Source organism: Advenella kashmirensis W13003 (assembly GCF_000506985.1).
GTDB classification, from domain to species: Bacteria; Pseudomonadota; Gammaproteobacteria; order Burkholderiales; family Burkholderiaceae_B; genus Advenella; species Advenella kashmirensis_A.
In genome coordinates this window covers 390206-406344 of sequence record NZ_KI650979.1, presented here as the reverse complement: position 1 = coordinate 406344, position 16139 = coordinate 390206, and the positions used below count along the sequence as shown (strand labels likewise).

The window sequence follows — 16139 nt, the reverse complement described above, 5'->3', positions numbered from 1 at the left end:
GTTTGTCATATCAGGTTGGTCCCTGCACGTCATTATGGCTATCCGGCGGGTAGAGCTCAATCACAATTAAGACATGGTAGATATCCAATTATTGGATATCTAAGGCTGTCGTGCTACACTGGCCGGCATCTGCACTATTGCCGAGCGCCGTACAATGCTCCGAAGACTCCCTCCTTTAAATGCGCTTCGCGTTTTTGACGCTGCGGCAGGCTGCGATAGCCTTACGCAAGCGGCGAACAATCTGTGCATCAGCCAGGGTGCGGTCAGTCGGCACATCCACCTCCTGGAAGATTGGCTGGGCTTGCAATTGTTCGTGCGTCAGCGGCATGGCATTTCCCTCACTGCAGACGGTATTGTTTATCAACGTATCGTCGCGGACGCATTGGCCCAAATCGAACTCGGTTCCAGGCAATTGCAACGGCGTACCGACACGAAGCGGCTACGCATCAAACTGCCGCCCACGTTTGCCATCAAATGGCTGGTGCCCCGGTTGGCGCATTTTCATGCCCGTCACCCTGAATTGGACGTGCAGATAACTACGTCGCATCAGCATGCAGACTTCAATCGCGAAGATATTGACCTGAGTATTCAAGCCCGGCCGCACGCTTCGGAGGCCTTGAACGAAGAGGAACTATTCGGCGAGATATTGGTGCCGGTGTGTGCCCCCAGTCTGTTGCAGGGCCAGCCACCTTTGCGGCAGCCCGCTGATTTGGCGAATCACGTCTTGCTTTGCTCACTCAATCGTCCAGACGACTGGCCTGCCTGGCTGCAAGCGGCCGGCCAGGCGCAAATCGACGGCAATCTGGGCTTGAAGTTCGAGAATGCCGCCCTGGCTTATCAGGCGGCAGCCAATGGACTGGGCGTGACGATCGGCCTGGCGGCGTTCATTGAGCAGGACTTGAATGCCGGCGTACTGGTTGCGCCCTTTGACTTGCGAGTGCGAACCGACGGGGGCTATTTCATGGCCCATGCGTCGGATCGTCCGGTTCCGGAAGGCGTGCAGCTGTTTCAGGCATGGATACGTGAGGAAGCGGCCTCTATGCAGCAAGGATAACCGGCAGGCCGGGCTGCTGATTTAGGGCATTATTGACCAACCGGTTAACGTGCATTTTTTCCTTAGCCCTTCAGTTCGAGCAAATGCTGGCGTTGGATATCAGTTCGGCTGAGCCCGCTACGCCATAAAACGCGACGCCCGGACGCTGCCCTCCCTTATTTGGCGCTTAGTCCAAGTTTCCCGATGATATCTCCCCACTCTTTAGTATCACTCCCGACCTCATCTACAAATGCCTGCTGAGTTTTCTTTTCTGTCGCCAAGCCTTGCTCCAGCAGTTTAGCAACGACGACGGGATCGGATATGGACTGGTTGACTGCCGCATGAAGCTTATCCAGAACGGGTTGCGGAGTACCTTTGGGCGCGAAAATCCCGTACCACGGTTGATAAACGAAGTGATCGATACCGGCTTCCTTGAATGTCGGAATGTCAGATATTGCCTTGGGGCGTTTCAATCCTGTGGTGGCGATGGCCCTTACTTGATTGTTCTTTATCGCACCCATAATTGCCGGAATCGTCATCAACATTGCCTGGATTCGTCCGCTTGTCAGGTCCGTGATTGCCGGACCAGAACCTTTGTAAGGGACGTGCACCATCTTGGTTTTTGTCACCGACTGTAAAAGCTCCATGGGTAAATGGCCCGCGCTGCCTACGCCACCGGATCCAAAGTTAATCTCGTTGGGATGCGCTTTGGCGAAGGCGATGAATTCAGGCAAGGTTTTGGCGGGAAAGCTATTGGGAACAACAAGCACATTGGGTGTGGAACCGATGAAGGCGACAGGAACGATCTCTTTCTGGGGAATGCGCTTCCCGTGAATCAGGGACTGGTTAAATGCGAAGCCAATGTGATCGAGTGAAATGGTATATCCGTTTTTCGCTGCATTGGCAAGATAGTTTGCCGCAATAATGCCTCCGGCCCCACCCTTGTTTTCAGGGACAACGCTGACTCCCAGCACTTCGGCCATTTTATTGCCAACAACGCGGGCAATAATATCGGTCGACCCTCCCGGAGAAAACGGAATGATGAGGGAAACGGGCTGCGTCGGCCAATCCTGGGCCATAAGCGGGTTGCTCAGTAACGTCATAACTGCTGTCGTAATGCACAGAAAACTTTTTCTTATTTTCTCTGAAATACTCCTTTTTGCATCCATAGTCTGATCTCCTCCAGTTTCTATAACTTAAGTACAGGTGTTTAATTTTTTGTTTCATGCATGGTTGAACTGCACCGTGTTGGTCGGCGAGTCATTTACAGAATAACCATAGGTAGCTGCAATTGCAACCACTATTTTTATGGCTGTATGGAACATTAGTTTTTCTAAATATTTTCTGTGGTCGACTGCTGGCGCAGTGGCGAATGTTGTGCGCAGAATAATAGTGTGTGCCGCTCTTGTGGCGGCGATTTGATACCGGAGTCAAAGTGGTTGTAATTGAGGCAACTTATGTGTATTCTTCATGTCAGGCTGTTCATTTTCACGAACTTGATCAGATCCTGCCGACACTTTCATTTATCCTGTTCATCGCCAACGTTTTATGCCTACTCCAGAGACCAATACCATTGATAATCTTAAAACCCTGGGCTTTACAGAGTATGAAGCAAAGATTTATTTAGAAACCCTGTCGGCAGCCGGTGTACCTAAAACCGCCTATGAAATATCCAAAATGTCGGGCGTTCCGCGCTCCAATACCTATAGTGCGCTCGAGGTACTGACAAAAAAAGGAGCAGTTCTTCCCGTTACCGAGAGTCCTACATGCTATATCGCGGCGAACCCGCGCGATATGCTCGATTCTTTGGCCGCTCAGACTACCAAGACATGTAATCGTGTTGCTACGGACCTTGAACGTATCGCCCCTCGTGTTGAGAATCAATATGTTTGGATTCTGCGTGGACAAGAAAGTATTGATGCCGAAATCGAAAAATTGTTGGCGTCAGCACGCCAGTCAATATGGATTAAGGCATCCGATGTGGTGCTTCGACGCTATGCTACCGCCTTGAAAAAGGCCGCTAAAAAGAAAAACATGCATGTAATGATTGTTTTGTTTGGGAAAGACACATCAGAGTTCGAGTTCAGCAAGAATTGTCAGGTCTATATCCACGAAAATGATGGTACTCGGATGGGAAGAGCGGACAATTTATTTACTATCGTTGTCGATTTCAACGAGATGATTGCTGTCAACTCCGGCCAGGAGTATACCGGTGCCAGGACTAGAAGTCAGACCATTGTCACGATGGCGGCCGCGTTGATCAGGCACGATTACTACATGGCAGAGATATTCCAGAAATTCGGTGACCAAATCACAGCCGAATTTGGGCGTTATCTTGCCAAGCTGCGCCTGAAGGCGTACACGCCTGATCAGGCGGAGTCGTTCCGTGAAAATACCGGATATACCTCGGGGCAGGAATAACGACGCGTTTGCCGCTGTCATTACAGTTCAATTTCCGCCGTCATGTTGAGACGGCCATCTTCTTGTCTTGCCCACGCCAATATTTTTCCATCCTCACTTTTTCGTCCTTCAATAAAAACAGTCTGCTCACTGAAGACCGGTTTTACCGCCTTGAAAGTAAATTTTTTGCAGCGAGGCATACCCAATGCGGCCAGCGCGCGCGATAAAGCCAATGTGGCAATAAACTGTCCTTGAACGATGATGGATGGGTACCCTTCTACATTTCGAGTGTAATCAGCATCGTAGTGGATACGGTGTGCGTTGAATGTAATTGCCGAGTATCGAAAAAGCTCCACGGGTCCCAAGCGAGTAGGGTGGGACCACTGCGGCATTTCGTCAGCCAGCTGAGTGAAGATGCTGTCCTCGTACCGCTGATGGTCGCGGTAAACAATTGTCTGTGTTTCGTGCCGCAACAGTCGGCTATCTTGCAAGTATTTGTGGTCTATTTCAAGAAAAACCAATTCTCCTGATTTCCCGCTTTTTTGATCGACAGAGGCAATCGTTGACACTTTTTCGATGCGATCGCCAAGCATGATGTCACCAGCGAATGTGATGGCGCTTTTTGCCCACATTCGTCGAGGTAGCGCCAGTGGTGGAATGAAGTCGCCGCGTTTCGGATGCCCATCCACGTCGATCCCGGACTGCTCCGTCACAGGCACGAAGTACAACCAATGAGCGCACGGGTGAACTGCAGCGCGGGCATCGACTGCATCGCGTTGCAGCTCGGGTCCGATTAGACTTTTCAGGCCGTTCAATGGCCACGCTTCGATCGTCTGGATATCGCTTACTTGGCGCCCGATCCATTCGTTTGCGTCAATCATGTTTTCCTCCTAAACAAACTTAAACGTTGTTGTTATTGCAACCACTATAGAATTTATGTATTATGGCTGTCAAGGCGTTTTGGGCGCGTATGCAATATTCATCAGTTAACAGGGAAGAGAGACAATGGCTATTATCGATATCAAAACGGAAATTACCGGCAATGTCTGGAAAATTCTTCATCAGGTCGGCTCAAAAGTGACAGAAGACGAGCCGTTGATGATTCTTGAATCCATGAAAATGGAAATACCTGTGGTGGCCGTAGAAAGCGGTGTTGTCCAGGAAATATTGGTAAAGGAAGGAGATACCGTTACCGAAGGTAGCGTTGTTGCCCGGATTGAAGATTAAGGAGTCGCGAATGTTGAAGAAGGTATTGATTGCAAATCGCGGGGAAATCGCTTGTCGTGTCATTAGAGCTTGCCGTAAGCTGGGTATCGGGTCTGTAGCAGTTTATTCTGATGCAGATGCAGACTCACCGCATGTGCGCATGGCAGATGAAAGTGTTCATATCGGTCCGGCCCGCAGCGCTGAAAGCTACCTGCAAGTGGCAAAAATATTGGCCGCAGCCCGACAGAAGGGCGCGTGCGGCATTCATCCCGGTTATGGGTTTTTGTCTGAAAATGCATCATTTGCCCAGGCCGTAATCGACGCGGGAATGACATGGGTCGGACCCGAGCCACAATCAATTCGCGATATGGGACATAAACAGAACGCGCGCGAGCTGGCTGTCAGCGCCGGGGTCCCTGTTGTTCCAGGAAGTGGCCGACTGGACTCGAGCGACATGGCTTCAGTTACGCGGGAGGCGTCCCGCATTGGTTATCCATTGCTGGTAAAGGCTGCGGCGGGCGGTGGAGGCATCGGCATGCGGCAAGTGACCGAGTCTGCGCACCTTGAGGCCGCCATTGGGGCAACTCAGTCGCAAGCTGAGTCCGCGTTCGGCAATGGTGATATTTTTCTTGAAAAATATGTTGCCAAGGCCCGGCATGTAGAGATCCAGGTATTCGGCTTTGGCGAAAAGGCAATTCATATTTTCGATCGTGATTGTTCCTTGCAGAGACGTTTTCAGAAAATTATCGAAGAGGCGCCTGCGCCCGATATCCCATCCGACGTCCGGTCGCGCATGCAGAGTGCAGCCGTAGCCCTTGCAGAGTCGGTACAGTACCAGGGAGCCGGCACCGTCGAATTTATCTTTGATGTGGACACCCGGGACTTCTATTTCCTGGAAATGAATACACGAATCCAGGTGGAGCATCCGGTGACTGAAATGATTACGGGACTGGACCTGGTGGCCATGCAACTGCTGTATGCGGGTGGAATGCTTAAAGCGTTGCAGCAGCACGAGGTAGTGCAACGCGGACACGCGATAGAATGCCGGCTTTACGCGGAAAATCCCGATAAAAATTTTATGCCCTCACCCGGCACCCTCACGAAATTTGAATTGCCTGACTCGGAAACGGGCATCCGGGTGGAAACGGGATATGAGCAAGGGGGCGTAATTACGCCATTTTATGATCCAATGATCGCGAAAATTGTGGCCCACGGGTCCGATAGACAAGAGGCGGTGAAGTCTATGATTGCCGCGCTGAATAATACCAGCATACAGGGACTTCGTACGAATAAGGAGTTCCTGATCGCATGCCTGAGACACCCTGCGTTTAACATGCAGGAAATCAGCACCCGGTTCGTCGGCGACCATATCAACGAGTTGGCGGCGCCCGCTAAAGCCGCATGACAAGGGACAGGGCGGGCGACACGTACTTCGTTCGTTGCCCGTCCTGCTGCTAAGTCCGGTCGTATTCCTGCAGGCGACGCTGTGCGATCTCCAGGTGCAATCGTTCTACCATGGTCCCCTCAAGATTAATGACACCTGAGCTGGCGTGTTCAGGCCGATTGTAGGCTTCCACAATCTTTCTCCACCATGAAACTTGCTCGGGGCTGGGGTCGAAGCATTGATTGACCACATCGACCTGTGATGGATGAATAATGGTTTTTCCGCTCATCCCCAATGCTTTTGCCATCTCTGATTCGGCCCTGAGTGTCTCTGTATTGTTGATGTCGTTCAGGACGCCATCGATTACGGCGACGCCAAAAGATTTTGCGACCAGCATGACGTGGCTGAACCACGGCAACAGGTTGCAGCGATCCTTGCCCGGATCCAGATCGCTGTCTTTAACCAGATCGTTTGTGCCCAGAATCAGGCATTCCAGACCTGCCTTTATTCCATTTTCTACAGTATCTTCCAGTCGGAGAATGCCCAGCGGGTTTTCAACCATGCACCATATTTTTGGCAGGATACCATTGCTCGTGCGAAGCGCTGCTGTGGTGTCGAAAATAACCTTCGGGCTTACTACTTTGGGCAATACGACGGCATCGGGCTTCATCTGATTGACCGTGGAAAGATCATCTTTCCAAAAATCCGTATCCTGGGCGTTAATACGTATAGCGAGATATTTTGAATGAAACTGCTCTCGCTCTTTTGCCAGGAACTCGGCCAGGCGCAATCGTGCCTGCGCTTTTTGCTCGGGAAAGACACTGTCTTCCAGGTCGAAAATTACTGCGTCTACGTCCAGCGTAGCCGACTTGCGCATGGCTTTCTCATTGAGGGCCGGAACGTAAAGCACGCTGCGTAATCTCTGATTCATTTCAATCTCCATATTACTAATGCTTGAATTTAACATGGTCATAGTCTAAACTTTAGTGGTGACAAAAACAACCACTAAGGATAATGCGTGACACACATCGCGAAAGCAACCCTCAGGAGACTCCGGTTGCCCCTGTACCAGCCATATAAACTTTCGTATCGGACCTTCACGGAGTTTGAACCGTTCTTTATTGAGCTGGAAGATGCTGCTGGAAAACGCGCATTTTCCGATGCCCATGTTTCACCCGGTTCCAGTTCGGAAACGAGAGAAGGGGCATGGAAATATTGCCAGGACCGTCTGCAGGAGCTTAAGGACGTCGATATAGACGAGAGCAAGATCAAACTGCTGTCCAGACTGGAGGAAAGCAAGGTCGCAACGACTTTGATCATGACTGCCCTCGAGGCATTGCAAGGCAGTCAATGGCTGCAAATCGAAAAAGATATCCACCAGGAGTTGATTGTCCCTATCAATGCCACGGATGAGCCAGGTATTGAAAAGGAGCTGCATCTGCTTCTGGAAGAGGGCTTCACGACATTCAAGGTAAAAGTTGGAAAGGATGTCGATGCCGATATTGCCAGGACGAACACCATACTGCGCTTGCTTGCCGACCGGGCCACAATCAGACTGGATGCCAATCGTGCTTATTGCAAAGAGGATGCGATCCGATTCTCACACGGTATTGAATATGCAGGTGCGGATTTATTCGAGCAGCCGTGCGACTCCGACGCATGGAATGACAACGCGGCAGTCGCCCGCGAGAGCCCTATCCCCTTGATGCTGGATGAGCCCATTTGCAGTTTGGCGGATATCGAACGCGCAGCCGGCATCCCTAACGTTGGTTACTGCAAACTCAAGTTAAAGCGTTTTGGCAGCCTTGACGCGTTGGCGGCCGGAATACAAAGCGTCCATGACCATGGCATGCTTGCCGTGCTTGGCGACGGTTTAGGTAGCGAAATCAACAATTGGATGGAAGCGGCAGTTGCTGCGCGCCTGATCCGTACGAAGGGAGAATTCAACGGGTTTCTCAAGCATGTCGATCGCCTGTTTCTGAATTCTCTTTCTTGCCAGAAAGGAAAAATTCATCTGAAAGCCGGATATTTTCCGCAATTGGACAAAGAAGCGGTCGATAGGTTGACGATTGATAAATACGACATTGAATACTAAGGGAAAAAGAATCATGAAGCATGGCGAATTACTCAATAAGCTTGACGAAAAAAGGATAGCCGCATCCCGGATGGGAGGCCAGAAGAAACTCGAAAAACGCAAGGAGTCGGGAGACTTGAATGCGCAAGAGAGGCTGGATAAATTGATTGATAGCGGTAGTTTTATTGAGATCGGGCTCTTAGGCAGCTCAGTCATCGAACAGGATAAGGATGTAACACCCAGAGATGGCAAAATCGTCGGGTTTGGCTTGATAGATGGTCGTGACGTCGGGGTCGTTGTGAATGATTTCACCACAAAAGGCGCGTCGACCAGCGGTACAAACTCCAAAAAAATGGGTTACATCCGAAAAACATGTAATGAGCGTGGCATGCCTTTTGTGCATATCGGAGAGTCGACCGGCGCCCGCTTGCCGGATGCGATGGGATCCAAGGGGATGGGTCAGATGCTTGGCAACGATACAAGCCAGTTTCGGCGTATACGGGATGTGCCGTGGGCAGCGGCGGCATTGAATACTTCTTTCGGCTCTTCCGCATGGCTGTGTTGTTGCTCTGATTTTGCCGTGATGAAAAAGGGATCCATTATGTCCGTTTCAAGTCCCAGGCTTGTGTCGATGGCAATCGGTGAAAAGGTTGACTTGGAAGAGCTTGGCGGGTGGCGTTTGCATGCAGAACAAACCGGCTTGATCGATCACTTCGTGGATACCGATGAAGAAGCAATGCTTGCAGTCAGAAAATTCCTGTCATACATGCCTTCGCATGCGAAGGAACTGCCACCTCGTACCAAGGCGGGGGAGGAATCAACCTCAGACCAGAATGCCATTCTCGAAATCATGCCGGAGAGCCGCACCCAGGTCTACAACATGAAAAAAATCCTGGAAATTATCCTGGATAAGGACAGTATTTTTGAGCTCAAGCCCCGCTTTGGCAAGTCATTGGTTACCAGTCTGGCGCGATTGGACGGGCGTGTCGTGGGCGTGATTGCGAACAATCCTTTGACTGGCGGCGGTGCGTTGTCTGCCGAAGCGTGCCGCAAGGCCATCGACTTCACGGTGCTTTGCGACAGTTTCAATATACCGATTCTGCGCTTCGTGGATACGCCGGGATTTGTGGTGGGAACCGAAGCCGAACGCAAAGGCGCACCGGGCCAAATTATGAATTTCATGAACGCGACCTGCCTGACGACCGTTCCCCAAATAACCGTGCTTTGCCGCAAGGCATACGGCCGCGCTTATGTCGCGATGGGCGGCGGCGCACACAATGACACCATGGTTGCCTGGCCGATGGCTGAAGTCAGTTTCATGGATCCGGTCTTTGCGACCACCATCGTACACGGCAAGACCGCGCAGGACGAGGGGTTTGACGATGCCCTGGCCAATATCCGCAAGGATTTGGAGGTGTGGGACATGGCCCGGATTTTCTCGGCCCATGATGTGATCAAGCCGCAGGAAACACGTGCATTCATGATTCGCATGCTTGATATCCAGCAGCGCAGGCTCACGGGCGGTTTGGGTGAAAGACACATGCGCGCATGGCCTACCAGTCATTAATTACGATCAGAATCCATCTTTCCAGGAGCAGGCGCACATGAGCACGATAAATTTGAATGAAAAGGCAGGAAAAGAACTTCTTGCGTCGTTTGGCATCGACACGCCGCAATCCTTTGTTGCCAAGAGTGCGCACGAAGCGCAAGATCGGGCGACCACCTTGGTTGCTCCCTATGTCGTGAAAGTCGTTTCCCGGGATATTTTGCATAAATCAGAGTCCGGCGGTGTCGCAGTGGGCCTGAACAACGAGCGCGAAGTGGCCGAAGCGATAGACAGAATGCGTTCTCTGCCGGCTATTGCCGGAGTGCGGGTTGAAGGCTGGCTGGTCGAAGAAATGATACCCTCGGGACTTGAAGTTGCCATCGGAGGATACAATGATCCAATGTTCGGTCCCGTGATCATGCTCGGCCTGGGTGGTATTTATATCGAGCTTTTAAAGGATGTGACGTTTCGGCTGTGTCCAATATCCGAAGCCGATGCCCGTAGTATGATCGACGAGCTCGCAGCAGCAAAATTGTTTGATGGTTTTCGTGGCGCTGCCGCTTATGACAGGGAAATACTCGTGCAGGCCCTCATGAAAATCGGCGGGGCCGACGGTTTGTTTCTGGCACACCAGGATACCATCGAAGAAATCGATATTAACCCGCTCATCCACACGGGTGATCGTTTGGTCGCGGTGGATGCCCGGTTTATCGGGAAAGCAAACACTCAGGCAGCACGGCCTGCTTCGGCAAACTTGACCGGTGAATCAGTACTGCAGCATTTCCGGCCATTATTTGAACCCGGGACCGTGGCTGTGCTTGGCGCTTCAACGAAAGATGTCACTATCGCCAATACATTTATTCGGCGCTTGCAGGAATTCGGTTTCTCAGGAGAGATTTACCCGATACATCCCAAGGCCGATGAGGTAGAGGGGCTCAAGGCTTATCCCAGTCTTGCGCAGACTCCCCGGAATGTTGACTACACGTATGTCGCAATCGCAGCTGAACGCATTGCCGCATCTATCGACGTTCCGCCAGGCAAGTGTCGTTTCATTCAAATTATCAGCGCCGGATTTGAAGAGAGCACGGAAGGCAAAGCCAAGCAAGATGCGTTGCTGGAGTCAGCGCGAAGGGCAAAGGTCAGGTTGCTGGGGCCCAATTGCCTGGGTACCTATTCACCACGCGGCGGATTGACGTTCCCCAAGGATGCGCCGGCTGAACCTGGCAACATCGGCGTTGTTTCACAGTCTGGAGGGCTTTCCACCGACATCATCAAGCGCGGACAATGGCGGGGCCTGCGATTCAGCGGTTTGGCTACGATAGGCAACAGTCTTGATGTCAAGCCGGTCGAGCTATTGCGGTATTACCTTGCCGACCCGGCCACCAAGGCAATTGGACTGTATATAGAAGACATCAAGAATGGCAGGGAGTTTTTCGATGCGTTGCGCAGCACTTCTCATCCCAAGCCGGTAGTTATTCTCCGGGGGGGCGCTACGAGTCAGGGCCAGCTTGCCGCCCAATCGCATACGGGTGCACTTGCGTCCGGGCAGGAAGCATGGGAAGCCATGGCCAGGCAGACGCTGGTCGAGATTGTCGACACGATTGATGAATTTATCAATGTGTTGCTGGCGCTGCAGTTCCTGGAGCTTAGAACGACCTCCCCGACAAATAACGTGGTGCTGTTTGGCAACGGGGGCGGTTCCAGCGTCTTGGGGGCTGACAGTTTTGCGCGCTCGGGCCTTGATGTATCGCCGTTTGCTCCAGACGTCGTTAATGCCTTGACGGCCCTTGGCTTTCCACCAGGCACGAGTGTGACCAACCCTATCGATACGCCTGTACGGAGTTTGCAGGAGAAGGAGGGATTTATTGCAAAAGAAATCCTGGATATCGTATATGAGAAGGCCAGTCCCGATGCCATTGCCATGCATTTGAATCTGGCCGCTTTTGTCGGGCGCGGCACAAGCAACCCGTTGCAGAATTTGATCGATGTTATTACACAGACTCGCAAGGAACGGGGTGCGCAGGTTCATTTCGTTTTGGCCTTGCGCAGCGATCGATCCGAGGCACTCGATTGCATGCGGCGCGATTATATCGAACTTGCCCGCCAATCCGGTATTGCGGTATACGATGAAGTTGTCGATATGGCACGCTCATTGCGGGCGATCGGCAACCTGGAGCGTAAACTTATTGCTCATGAGCAGTCTGTGCAAAATCTTGCAACCAGCGAACCGCAATTACAGGATGCGTAGTTTTAATATGCTTGGTTAATACAAGGCGTACAGTCTGGAGAATGCGTCTCAGGGGTCGCCATTTGTAGAAGGGATGCAGATGGCGATTCGGAGGGAAGGAATGATCGGCTGTATGTGTTATTGACATAGGTGCGCACCTGAAAATGGGCTTTTTGTAGGGGATAGGAACTAAAGTATTCAAAAAAAATAGATGCTGCTAATTGATTTGATTGCCGTACAGGTTATAAATTAATTTTTTCCAACATCACACATCGAATCGAATGAAGCCCAACGCAACTATTTTTAAAAGAAGAAGTAAATACTCTGTCAAAAATTGGAAACTGACTTGGAAGGACATACTTCCAATTTCCGTCTCAGCTCTAGCTGCCTTGTTTAGCGGCTATACAGCCTTAGTAACACAAAAATACACAACTGATACTACTGTTCAGAAAGATTATGTGCAAATAGCAATTCAAATTTTGCGAGAGCCGAGACGAGATGATGATTCCGAAATAAGATTGTGGGCAAAAAAAATGGTTGATAAAAATTCTCCAGTTCCTATTCCACAAGAGGCTGCTGATCAACTGAGTGTAAGTAAAATTCTCATAGGTTGGACGGATAATCATCCGATATTGAACCGTATTATGAAGCGTAGTTCCGAATGTCCTGCCGTGGATATTTCGGAAATGCCAGTTAACCAGCATTCCGCGGTAGAATCATTGAAAAAGCAGTGCGACAAGAACAGCGGTGATTTAACCCTGCTTAAAACTTATTTAAGAATGATAAAGGACGGTGCAAAATAGCCTAGATGAATAAAAACCGCTTGTTCAGAGACGGATAACTCTGTCGAGCCTCTCTTATTGGGGGCTAATGTTTAGGCTTCCTGGAATACCACAGACCGGTGATAGGCCATGTAATTCTGTTGTTGTCGAGCAAACGGTTTCGCGGCAATCAACCCAGTTAAATTCCACGCTTGATATATCTCAGCCGGTAAGTTCCGGCTGACCCGCAGTTGACCATCGTTCTCGAAAGTTATGTAGCCTTTGTCAAATAGTCGGTCAATGTGCGGAGCTAGTAACAACCCGTTGTGACCGTCGAGCTTTTCGATATTATTGCTTTTTGACCATGGTTTGATATGGCTGGCTATAAGAAATCTGGAATCAATAATTCCGGTGATACGACAGCAGGGTTCAAGTGCTGCAACACGTGAGCGGAACAAGCCTTGGCCAATGCGGGCCTGAATTAACTGTGCTCTTTGCGTGGTGAGCAGCATTTCATCATGGAGTAGCCCGTCAATGGCAATAGTGTCGTCGGCTTCTGACGTATAGCTCGTATCCGCACGAATGGATTGGACTTGACCATTCAGTAGCATTACCAACTCTTGTGCGAAATTATGTGGTACTCCTGCGAGGTACACCCCTTGGTTACCATTACCATTTTCTTGAAGAGGAGAGTATTTTGACGGCAATAGGGGAGCTAAGCGGTCCATATGGTCCTTGGGACGGATTGGACTGTCTAGTTCCTTAAAACTCACTGGTACATACCAACCTTCGTTTGTCCAATTAGCGCCAGCCGTGCCAAACTCACTTGGCTTGCTGGCTGATTGGTATGTGTCGCTAGCTATACCAATAGCTTTAATATACGTGTCAGAAAAGGAAAATATAACGTCTCCAGGCGCGACTCTTGTCATGGTGTCATAGAAATGGTTACGGGCCCCGTTTGCTTTGGTTTTAGGGGACCATAGATAGCCACCACTGACCTCGTGCTCGTAAGTTTGATTTTGATTTACCCACCAGTACTGCATTGCTTACCCCTGAGAAAAGATTTGCATGCGCTGGCCTTTGGGAGGCATTTTGCGCTTTGGAAATATCTGGAAATTAAACGGATAACTACGTTATTACTACAACGTGGTGATTTAAATGGAATGGGTCATTGCACGAAAGTACACAGCAGTTTCTTCATCCGTACAATATACATAACACCCTTTCATCCCACGAGTCATAAGCGTTCTATAGGTATTTTTGATAATCAAATCGACCTCTGCTTTTACTATTTCGGGGTTAGTTTTCAGCCTCGTTTTGTATCCTCGAATCGACTTGTCGTGACGATCTCTTTCTTCGGCGCATGTAACCACTTGTCCATCACGCACTATGAAATCAGGTCCAATAATCACGCCAATGTAATCCACCTCTAATCCTTGGCAAGTATGAATACATCCGACTTGCTCTATAGACTCGGGGGCTATGATCCATAGGCTGCCATCCTTGTCGAGATTCCATTTTCGGCGGTAGTTTTCACCAATAACGATGTCGTCTTCTTTAGGATTCTTCTTGCTTCGCCATGGCCAACAATAGCCTGCGACAACGCGAGCCTTGTTTTGGATATTTTTTGCTTCTATCGCAGTATGGAGCGCCTCTGGCGTGTCAAATATTCGAAAATCATACTCGGTGGTGCTGAGCGTTTGATTCGCAGTAGGGCGGATTCCCAGTGCGTTATCGAGCCAAGCCAAATACCCATCCGATCCGCTGCACCGAAATTGAGATGCGAGTTCGTACTCTTCGATCGCAGCGCCTTTTTCTGTAGCCAGTTCGCGAATTACTTGTTTTGTGCCAATATCGCTCAGCGTTACACGTTGATCTTCGTCAATGAGGAAAACTGTACATGCTGAGGCGTTGATCAATTCCTTGACCTGGTTCTCGCCTAAATTTCCATATAAGCCGCTTTTTTCGTTCAAACGGTGGGCTTCGTCGACGATGAGAAAGTCGTAGGTGTTTTTATCGACATCAATAAACCGTCCCGAGCCGGAGAACATGTTCGAAAATCGGGTTTTGGTAATCGTCCCAACTAACTTCGATTGATAGACTTCACGTGGGGCAGCGTTTTTGGACACGTATTGGCCAAGAAGGCCCATGCTTGTCAGTCGAACTAACAGGTTTATTGCAAGTACTGTTTTCCCCGTTCCTGGGCCGCCTTCGATAATCACAACTCTGGGGGTTGCCGGTCCGGAGGTTCTCACTGCAGCCAAAGTTGATTCGAATGTTTCTTTTTGATCGTCGATCAATACGAATTCTGGCTGGGATTTGAGTAAACCTTTAAGGGAATCAGCCAATGCCTTAGACGGCCTGATACGTCCATTGGCCAGTTCGAAGAGTACCTCTTTTTTGTCTCCGTATTTGACATGAGTCTTGATAAACTGCCGGAGCTTTTTCTGTTCTTCCGCTCCTTTGAGGAATAGAGGCGCTTTGGTCGTGTATCCCAAGTAATGCTGGGCGTCGATGACACCATCGCGGGTGTAATTATGCAAATAAGCGCAGGGTTTGATGGAAATGCCACCGTTATAAACAGCTTCATTGAAACCTTCCAGCAAGGAAGCGTAGGACCAGGCTTGATATGACGGATGCACGACTTCCCGCTGACCTTTGCCAAGGTATGTCACGACAATCCCGTCTTTTTCGGTAGCCGATGCTTTTTCCCACTGTTTGAGTTCGATGACGATTGCATTCTTGTTTCCATCGGCATCTCGACCGGTCAACGTGACATCGATCCTTTTGGAGGACTGCGGGATATGTAGTTCTATTGCGATACCCATTTCGTTAGGGATGTCATCGTCTCGTAGCACGCGGGCTACGTATCCGAGCGATTCTCTCCAAGATCGTACCTCTGATTGGTTTACGCGTTTCCCTGTGACTGCTTTAAAGTTTGTGTGGATGAGGTGTTCAATATCATCGTGATCAGTGTGATGTAGGAACTGTTTTTTATCAGCTTCGTAAACGATCATTTCTATACCCTGAATTGCTATTTTTTTAAAAGTTCGGTGTATTTCTTGCTTGAGCCCCAAACCATTTGTGCTGGGTACTTTTCTGCGTTCTTCAGAAGCTTTTGTTTGATGGCCGCATCCATGTCTACATTTAAAACAGACGCCAAACGGGCAAGGTAAAGAAAGACGTCAGCCAACTCATCATCAATCGCCTGGGCAATCTTTGGGTCGGTATGCGCTTCCCGGGATTGAGCTTCTGTCATCCATTGGAAAATTTCTGCTAATTCTCCGACCTCTCCTGTTAAGGCCATAACCAGGTTTTTTGGCGAGTGGAACTGTTCCCAGTCGCGGTCAGCCGAGAACTGATCCAACACCTTGATTAAAGGTGCGATGCTGACAAGCGGTGTAGACGATGAATTTTCTGTTTGTGCATTCACGGTTGCCGTCCATATACGTAGTTATACGATATGTTACAGCGATTCGAATGAAAAATTTAGAGATTTTGGATAATG

General features: G+C 49.9%; 14 protein-coding genes. 8 read left to right on the top strand and 6 right to left on the bottom strand.

The genetic code is table 11. The annotated features are described in order from the left end of the window. Positions 1-154 precede the first annotated feature (154 nt). Positions 155-1054, top strand: a complete 900-nt coding sequence (gene gcvA / locus W822_RS26030) for a transcriptional regulator GcvA (protein WP_024003444.1) — start codon at positions 155-157, stop codon at positions 1052-1054. 155 nt (positions 1055-1209) lie between these two features. On the opposite strand, the gene W822_RS26025 is transcribed toward gcvA, so the two are convergent. Beyond that, positions 1210-2202, bottom strand: coding sequence for a Bug family tripartite tricarboxylate transporter substrate binding protein (locus W822_RS26025; RefSeq protein ID WP_024003443.1), 993 nt, complete (start codon positions 2200-2202; stop codon positions 1210-1212). 379 nt (positions 2203-2581) lie between these two features. Here W822_RS26025 and W822_RS26020 point away from each other — a divergent pair, with 379 nt between their 5' ends. Continuing rightward, positions 2582-3454, top strand: a complete 873-nt coding sequence (locus W822_RS26020; RefSeq protein WP_031242028.1) for a TrmB family transcriptional regulator — start codon at positions 2582-2584, stop codon at positions 3452-3454. Positions 3455-3474: 20 nt separating this feature from the next. Here W822_RS26020 and W822_RS26015 read toward each other — a convergent pair whose 3' ends face one another. Further along, positions 3475-4314 (bottom strand): HTD2 family dehydratase, encoded by an 840-nt coding sequence (locus W822_RS26015; RefSeq protein WP_024003441.1) that lies wholly within the window; start codon positions 4312-4314, stop codon positions 3475-3477. Between the two features lie 124 nt (positions 4315-4438). Here W822_RS26015 and W822_RS26010 point away from each other — a divergent pair, with 124 nt between their 5' ends. After that, positions 4439-4660 (top strand): biotin/lipoyl-binding carrier protein, encoded by a 222-nt coding sequence (locus tag W822_RS26010; protein WP_024003440.1) that lies wholly within the window; start codon positions 4439-4441, stop codon positions 4658-4660. Between the two features lie 10 nt (positions 4661-4670). Continuing rightward, the gene (locus W822_RS26005) at positions 4671-6044 is read left to right on the top strand and encodes an acetyl-CoA carboxylase biotin carboxylase subunit (RefSeq protein WP_031242027.1); all 1374 of its coding nucleotides are present in this window, start codon (positions 4671-4673) and stop codon (positions 6042-6044) included. Between the two features lie 49 nt (positions 6045-6093). Here W822_RS26005 and W822_RS26000 read toward each other — a convergent pair whose 3' ends face one another. Next, a complete protein-coding gene (locus tag W822_RS26000) occupies positions 6094-6954 on the bottom strand; it encodes an HpcH/HpaI aldolase/citrate lyase family protein (RefSeq protein WP_051401576.1) in 861 nt (286 codons plus the stop codon). Between the two features lie 87 nt (positions 6955-7041). Here W822_RS26000 and W822_RS25995 point away from each other — a divergent pair, with 87 nt between their 5' ends. The 4 genes from W822_RS25995 (at position 7042) to W822_RS25985 (ending at position 12673) form a co-directional block, all read left to right on the top strand. Further along, positions 7042-8118, top strand: a complete 1077-nt coding sequence (locus tag W822_RS25995) for an enolase C-terminal domain-like protein (protein ID WP_155848068.1) — start codon at positions 7042-7044, stop codon at positions 8116-8118. A 13-nt stretch (positions 8119-8131) separates the two neighbouring features. Continuing rightward, the gene (locus W822_RS25990) at positions 8132-9664 is read left to right on the top strand and encodes an acyl-CoA carboxylase subunit beta (protein WP_024003436.1); all 1533 of its coding nucleotides are present in this window, start codon (positions 8132-8134) and stop codon (positions 9662-9664) included. Between the two features lie 37 nt (positions 9665-9701). After that, positions 9702-11891, top strand: a complete 2190-nt coding sequence (locus W822_RS45730; RefSeq protein ID WP_024003435.1) for an acetate--CoA ligase family protein — start codon at positions 9702-9704, stop codon at positions 11889-11891. A gap of 260 nt (positions 11892-12151) precedes the next feature. Continuing rightward, the gene (locus W822_RS25985; protein ID WP_024003434.1) at positions 12152-12673 is read left to right on the top strand and encodes a hypothetical protein; all 522 of its coding nucleotides are present in this window, start codon (positions 12152-12154) and stop codon (positions 12671-12673) included. 71 nt (positions 12674-12744) lie between these two features. Here the strand turns inward: W822_RS25985 and W822_RS25980 are convergent, their stop codons facing one another. The 3 genes from W822_RS25980 to W822_RS25970 form a co-directional block, all read right to left on the bottom strand. Beyond that, a complete protein-coding gene (locus tag W822_RS25980; protein WP_024003433.1) occupies positions 12745-13674 on the bottom strand; it encodes an HNH endonuclease in 930 nt (309 codons plus the stop codon). A gap of 111 nt (positions 13675-13785) precedes the next feature. Further along, the gene (locus tag W822_RS25975; RefSeq protein WP_024003432.1) at positions 13786-15648 is read right to left on the bottom strand and encodes a DNA/RNA helicase domain-containing protein; all 1863 of its coding nucleotides are present in this window, start codon (positions 15646-15648) and stop codon (positions 13786-13788) included. 17 nt (positions 15649-15665) lie between these two features. Further along, a complete protein-coding gene (locus W822_RS25970) occupies positions 15666-16064 on the bottom strand; it encodes a nucleotide pyrophosphohydrolase (protein ID WP_024003431.1) in 399 nt (132 codons plus the stop codon). Positions 16065-16139: the final 75 nt, after the last annotated feature.